3 rRNA genes are annotated in these 5373 nt (G+C 56.9%); all 3 read right to left on the bottom strand.

The features are described from left to right. Positions 1-13 precede the first annotated feature (13 nt). Positions 14-130 (bottom strand): 5S ribosomal RNA (gene rrf / locus ACH49X_RS32860). Positions 131-269: 139 nt separating this feature from the next. Continuing rightward, positions 270-3387, bottom strand: a 23S ribosomal RNA gene (locus ACH49X_RS32855). Positions 3388-3713: 326 nt separating this feature from the next. Further along, a 16S ribosomal RNA gene (locus ACH49X_RS32850) occupies positions 3714-5232 on the bottom strand. Together the 16S, 23S and 5S rRNA genes form the textbook arrangement of a ribosomal RNA operon. Positions 5233-5373: the final 141 nt, after the last annotated feature.

The following is a 5373-nucleotide window of genomic DNA, read 5'->3' as shown; positions in this document are numbered from 1 at the left end:
TCGTGAAAGGATGTTCCGGCGGTGTCCTACTCTCCCACACCCTGTCGAGTGCAGTACCATCGGCGCTGGCAGGCTTAGCTTCCGGGTTCGGAATGGGACCGGGCGTTTCCCCACCGCTATGACCGCCGTAACTCTATGAAACTATCCACACCCCTCCCACACTCCCCACCCTTCCGGGCGGACCCACCACCCGAAGTGATGGACCGAAGTGTGTTCCGGGTATCTGTGTGTTGTTTCAGATACCGCACAGTGGACGCGTAGCAACCTTTGTTGGTAAGTCCTCGGCCGATTAGTACCGGTCACCTCCACACGTTACCGTGCTTCCAGTTCCGGCCTATCAACCCCATGGTCTATAGGGGGCCTTAACCACTCGAAGGTGGTGAGAAACCTCATCTTGGAACAGGCTTCCCGCTTAGATGCTTTCAGCGGTTATCCCTTCCGAACGTAGCCAACCAGCAGTGCCCTTGGCAGGACAACTGGCACACCAGAGGTTCGTCCGTCCCGGTCCTCTCGTACTAGGGACAGCCTTCCTCAAGTTTCTGACGCGCGCGGCGGATAGAGACCGAACTGTCTCACGACGTTCTAAACCCAGCTCGCGTGCCGCTTTAATGGGCGAACAGCCCAACCCTTGGGACCTACTCCAGCCCCAGGATGCGACGAGCCGACATCGAGGTGCCAAACCATCCCGTCGATATGGACTCTTGGGGAAGATCAGCCTGTTATCCCCGGGGTACCTTTTATCCGTTGAGCGACACCGCTTCCACATGCCGGTGCCGGATCACTAGTCCCGACTTTCGTCCCTGCTCGACCCGTCAGTCTCACAGTCAAGCTCCCTTGTGCACTTGCACTCGACACCTGATTGCCAACCAGGCTGAGGGAACCTTTGGGCGCCTCCGTTACATTTTGGGAGGCAACCGCCCCAGTTAAACTACCCACCAGGCACTGTCCCTGAACCCGATCAGGGTCCGAGGTTAGAAGTCCAATACGACCAGAGTGGTATTTCAACGACGACTCCACGAACACTGGCGTGCCCGCTTCACAGTCTCCCACCTATCCTACACAAACCGTACCGAACACCAATACCAAGCTATAGTGAAGGTCCCGGGGTCTTTTCGTCCTGCCGCGCGTAACGAGCATCTTTACTCGTAATGCAATTTCGCCGAGTCTGTGGTTGAGACAGCAGAGAAGTCGTTACGCCATTCGTGCAGGTCGGAACTTACCCGACAAGGAATTTCGCTACCTTAGGATGGTTATAGTTACCACCGCCGTTTACCGGGGCTTAAATTCTCAGCTTCGCACCCCGAAGGGCGCTAACCGGTCCTCTTAACCTTCCGGCACCGGGCAGGCGTCAGTCCGTATACATCGTCTTACGACTTCGCACGGACCTGTGTTTTTAGTAAACAGTCGCTTCTCTCTGGTCTCTGCGACCACACCCAGCTCAGGAAGCAAAGTCCCGTCACCAGACGTGGTCCCCCTTCTCCCGAAGTTACGGGGGCATTTTGCCGAGTTCCTTAACCACAGTTCTCTCGATCGCCTCGGTATTCTCTACCTGACCACCTGTGTCGGTTTGGGGTACGGGCCGTGTACCAACTCACTAGAGGCTTTTCTCGGCAGCATAGGATCACTGAATTCGCCTCAATCGGCTACGCATCACCTCTCAGGCTGTATGTTGTGCGGATTTGCCTACACAACGCCCTACCGGCTTACACCAGGTAATCCACCACCTGGCCCAGCTACCTTCCTGCGTCACCCCATCGCTTGACTACTACACCCAGGGTCTCGTGCATCCCCTTCCGGCTCCCCGAAGGAAGTCCATCCGGTTCAGGACGATTAGCACAGATGATTCACCATTGGGCGCGGATACACGGGTACGGGAATATCAACCCGTTGTCCATCGACTACGCCTGTCGGCCTCGCCTTAGGTCCCGACTCACCCTGGGCGGATTAACCTGGCCCAGGAACCCTTGGTCATTCGGCGGACGAGTTTCTCACTCGTCTTTCGCTACTCATGCCTGCATTCTCACTCGCACAGCCTCCACAACTAGGTCACCCCGCTGCTTCCACGGCTGCACGACGCTCCCCTACCCACCCCAACACCTGGCTCGAAAGCAGGCGCATGTTGGAGTGCCGCGGCTTCGGCGGTGTACTTGAGCCCCGCTACATTGTCGGCGCAGGATCACTTGACCAGTGAGCTATTACGCACTCTTTCAAGGGTGGCTGCTTCTAAGCCAACCTCCTGGTTGTCTTCGCGACCCCACATCCTTTTCCACTTAGTACACGCTTAGGGGCCTTAGCCGGCGATCTGGGCTGTTTCCCTCTCGACTACGAAGCTTATCCCCCGCAGTCTCACTGCCACGCTCTCACACACCGGCATTCGGAGTTTGGCTGACTTCGGTAAGCTTGTGGGCCCCCTAGGCCATCCAGTAGCTCTACCTCCGGCGTGAAACACGTGACGCTGCACCTAAATGCATTTCGGGGAGAACCAGCTATCACGGAGTTTGATTGGCCTTTCACCCCTACCCACAGCTCATCCCCTCAGTTTTCAACCTAAGTGGGTTCGGGCCTCCACGACGTCTTACCGTCGCTTCACCCTGGCCATGGGTAGATCACTCCGCTTCGGGTCCATGACATGCGACTCAAAACGCCCTATTCGGACTCGCTTTCGCTACGGCTACCCCACACGGGTTAACCTCGCCACACACCGATGACTCGCAGGCTCATTCTTCAAAAGGCACGCCATCACCCCACCAATAAAGGAAGGCTCTGACGGATTGTAAGCGTCCGGTTTCAGGTACTATTTCACTCCCCTCCCGGGGTACTTTTCACCTTTCCCTCACGGTACTAGTCCGCTATCGGTCACCAGGGAGTATTCAGGCTTACCGGGTGGTCCCGGCAGATTCACAGCAGATTTCACGGGCCCGCTGCTACTCGGGCACCCACTACAACAGAGCACGCATTTTCGTCTACGGGACTCTCACCCTCTACGACAGGCCGTTCCAGACCACTTCGACTAACACGCACTTTTCTGACTGTTGCCTACCACGGCAGTGATAGGAAAGTGAGCCCCACTACCCCACACGTGCAACACCTGCCGGCTATCACACACGCATGGTTTAGCCTCATCCGCTTTCGCTCGCCACTACTCACGGAATCACAATTGTTTTCTCTTCCTGTGGGTACTGAGATGTTTCACTTCCCCACGTTCCCTCCCCACCGCCTATATATTCAGCGGAGGGTGACACGACATCACTCGTGCCGGGTTTCCCCATTCGGAAATCCTCGGATCTCAGCTCGGTTGACAGCTCCCCGAGGCTTATCGCAGCCTCCTACGTCCTTCATCGGCTCCTGGTGCCAAGGCATCCACCGAACGCCCTTCAACACTTACAAACAAAGATGCTCGCGTCCACTGTGCAGTTCTCAAACAACACACAAGACCAATCCCTGACTCAGCACCAGCCCGAACCCGAAAGCCCAGCGGTATGACTGAAGAACCAGCCTCGTCGTATCTTTTGCCTGGAAAGAACGCCTGTTCTTTCAGGACCCAACAGTGTGTCGATATATCAACCACGGCCGAAGACTCGGCTCCGACCATACGCGGAAGAAATTGCCAGCGTTCCACCCATGAGCTCCGCAGTCCCACATTCGAGGACATGAACGGCTCTGCCAGAAGCGATCCCGACTCTTCGAGACACCCACTGGAGAATGCTCCTTAGAAAGGAGGTGATCCAGCCGCACCTTCCGGTACGGCTACCTTGTTACGACTTCGTCCCAATCGCCGATCCCACCTTCGACGGCTCCCTCCCACAAGGGGTTAGGCCACCGGCTTCGGGTGTTACCGACTTTCATGACGTGACGGGCGGTGTGTACAAGGCCCGGGAACGTATTCACCGCAGCGTTGCTGATCTGCGATTACTAGCGACTCCAACTTCACGGGGTCGAGTTGCAGACCCCGATCCGAACTGAGACCGGCTTTAAGGGATTCGCTCCACCTCACGGTATCGCAGCCCTCTGTACCGGCCATTGTAGCATGTGTGAAGCCCTGGACATAAGGGGCATGATGACTTGACGTCGTCCCCACCTTCCTCCGAGTTGACCCCGGCAGTCTCCTGCGAGTCCCCGGCATAATCCGCTGGCAACACAGGACAAGGGTTGCGCTCGTTGCGGGACTTAACCCAACATCTCACGACACGAGCTGACGACAGCCATGCACCACCTGTACACCGACCACAAGGGGGCCTACATCTCTGCAGGTTTCCGGTGTATGTCAAACCCAGGTAAGGTTCTTCGCGTTGCATCGAATTAATCCACATGCTCCGCCGCTTGTGCGGGCCCCCGTCAATTCCTTTGAGTTTTAGCCTTGCGGCCGTACTCCCCAGGCGGGGCGCTTAATGCGTTAGCTACGGCACGGATCCCGTGGAAGGAAACCCACACCTAGCGCCCACCGTTTACGGCGTGGACTACCAGGGTATCTAATCCTGTTCGCTACCCACGCTTTCGCTTCTCAGCGTCAGTTACTGCCCAGAGACCCGCCTTCGCCACCGGTGTTCCTCCTGATATCTGCGCATTTCACCGCTACACCAGGAATTCCAGTCTCCCCTGCAGTACTCAAGTCTGCCCGTATCGCCTGCAAGCTCACAGTTGAGCTGTGAGTTTTCACAGACGACGCGACAAACCGCCTACAAGCTCTTTACGCCCAGTAATTCCGGACAACGCTCGCACCCTACGTATTACCGCGGCTGCTGGCACGTAGTTGGCCGGTGCTTCTTCTACAGGTACCGTCACTTGCGCTTCGTCCCTGTCGAAAGAGGTTTACAACCCGAAGGCCGTCATCCCTCACGCGGCGTCGCTGCATCAGGCTTTCGCCCATTGTGCAATATTCCCCACTGCTGCCTCCCGTAGGAGTCTGGGCCGTGTCTCAGTCCCAGTGTGGCCGGTCGCCCTCTCAGGCCGGCTACCCGTCGTCGCCTTGGTAGGCCATTACCCCACCAACAAGCTGATAGGCCGCGGGCCCATCTCGCACCGATAAATCTTTCCACCCCCAGCCATGCGACCAGAAGTCATATCCGGTATTAGACCCAGTTTCCCAGGCTTATCCCGAAGTGCGAGGCAGATCACCCACGTGTTACTCACCCGTTCGCCGCTCGTGTACCCCGAAGGGCCTTACCGCTCGACTTGCATGTGTTAAGCACGCCGCCAGCGTTCGTCCTGAGCCAGGATCAAACTCTCCGTTGAAGACTCACAATCACACCCCGAAAGATGCAATCAGATCAAAAACCAGAGTCCGAAAACCCAGCAAAACAATCGCCAGCCGGAAATTAGCTGACTAAAAATGTCCGACCCTCCACACGGGGGTATGAAGAGCCGAAACCAAAA

The organism is Nocardia sp. NPDC019323 (assembly GCF_044389845.1).
Taxonomy (GTDB): Bacteria; Actinomycetota; Actinomycetes; order Mycobacteriales; family Mycobacteriaceae; genus Nocardia; species Nocardia implantans.
Note: the sequence above shows the minus strand (reverse complement) of the source record. Positions and strands in the feature narration are given on the sequence as shown.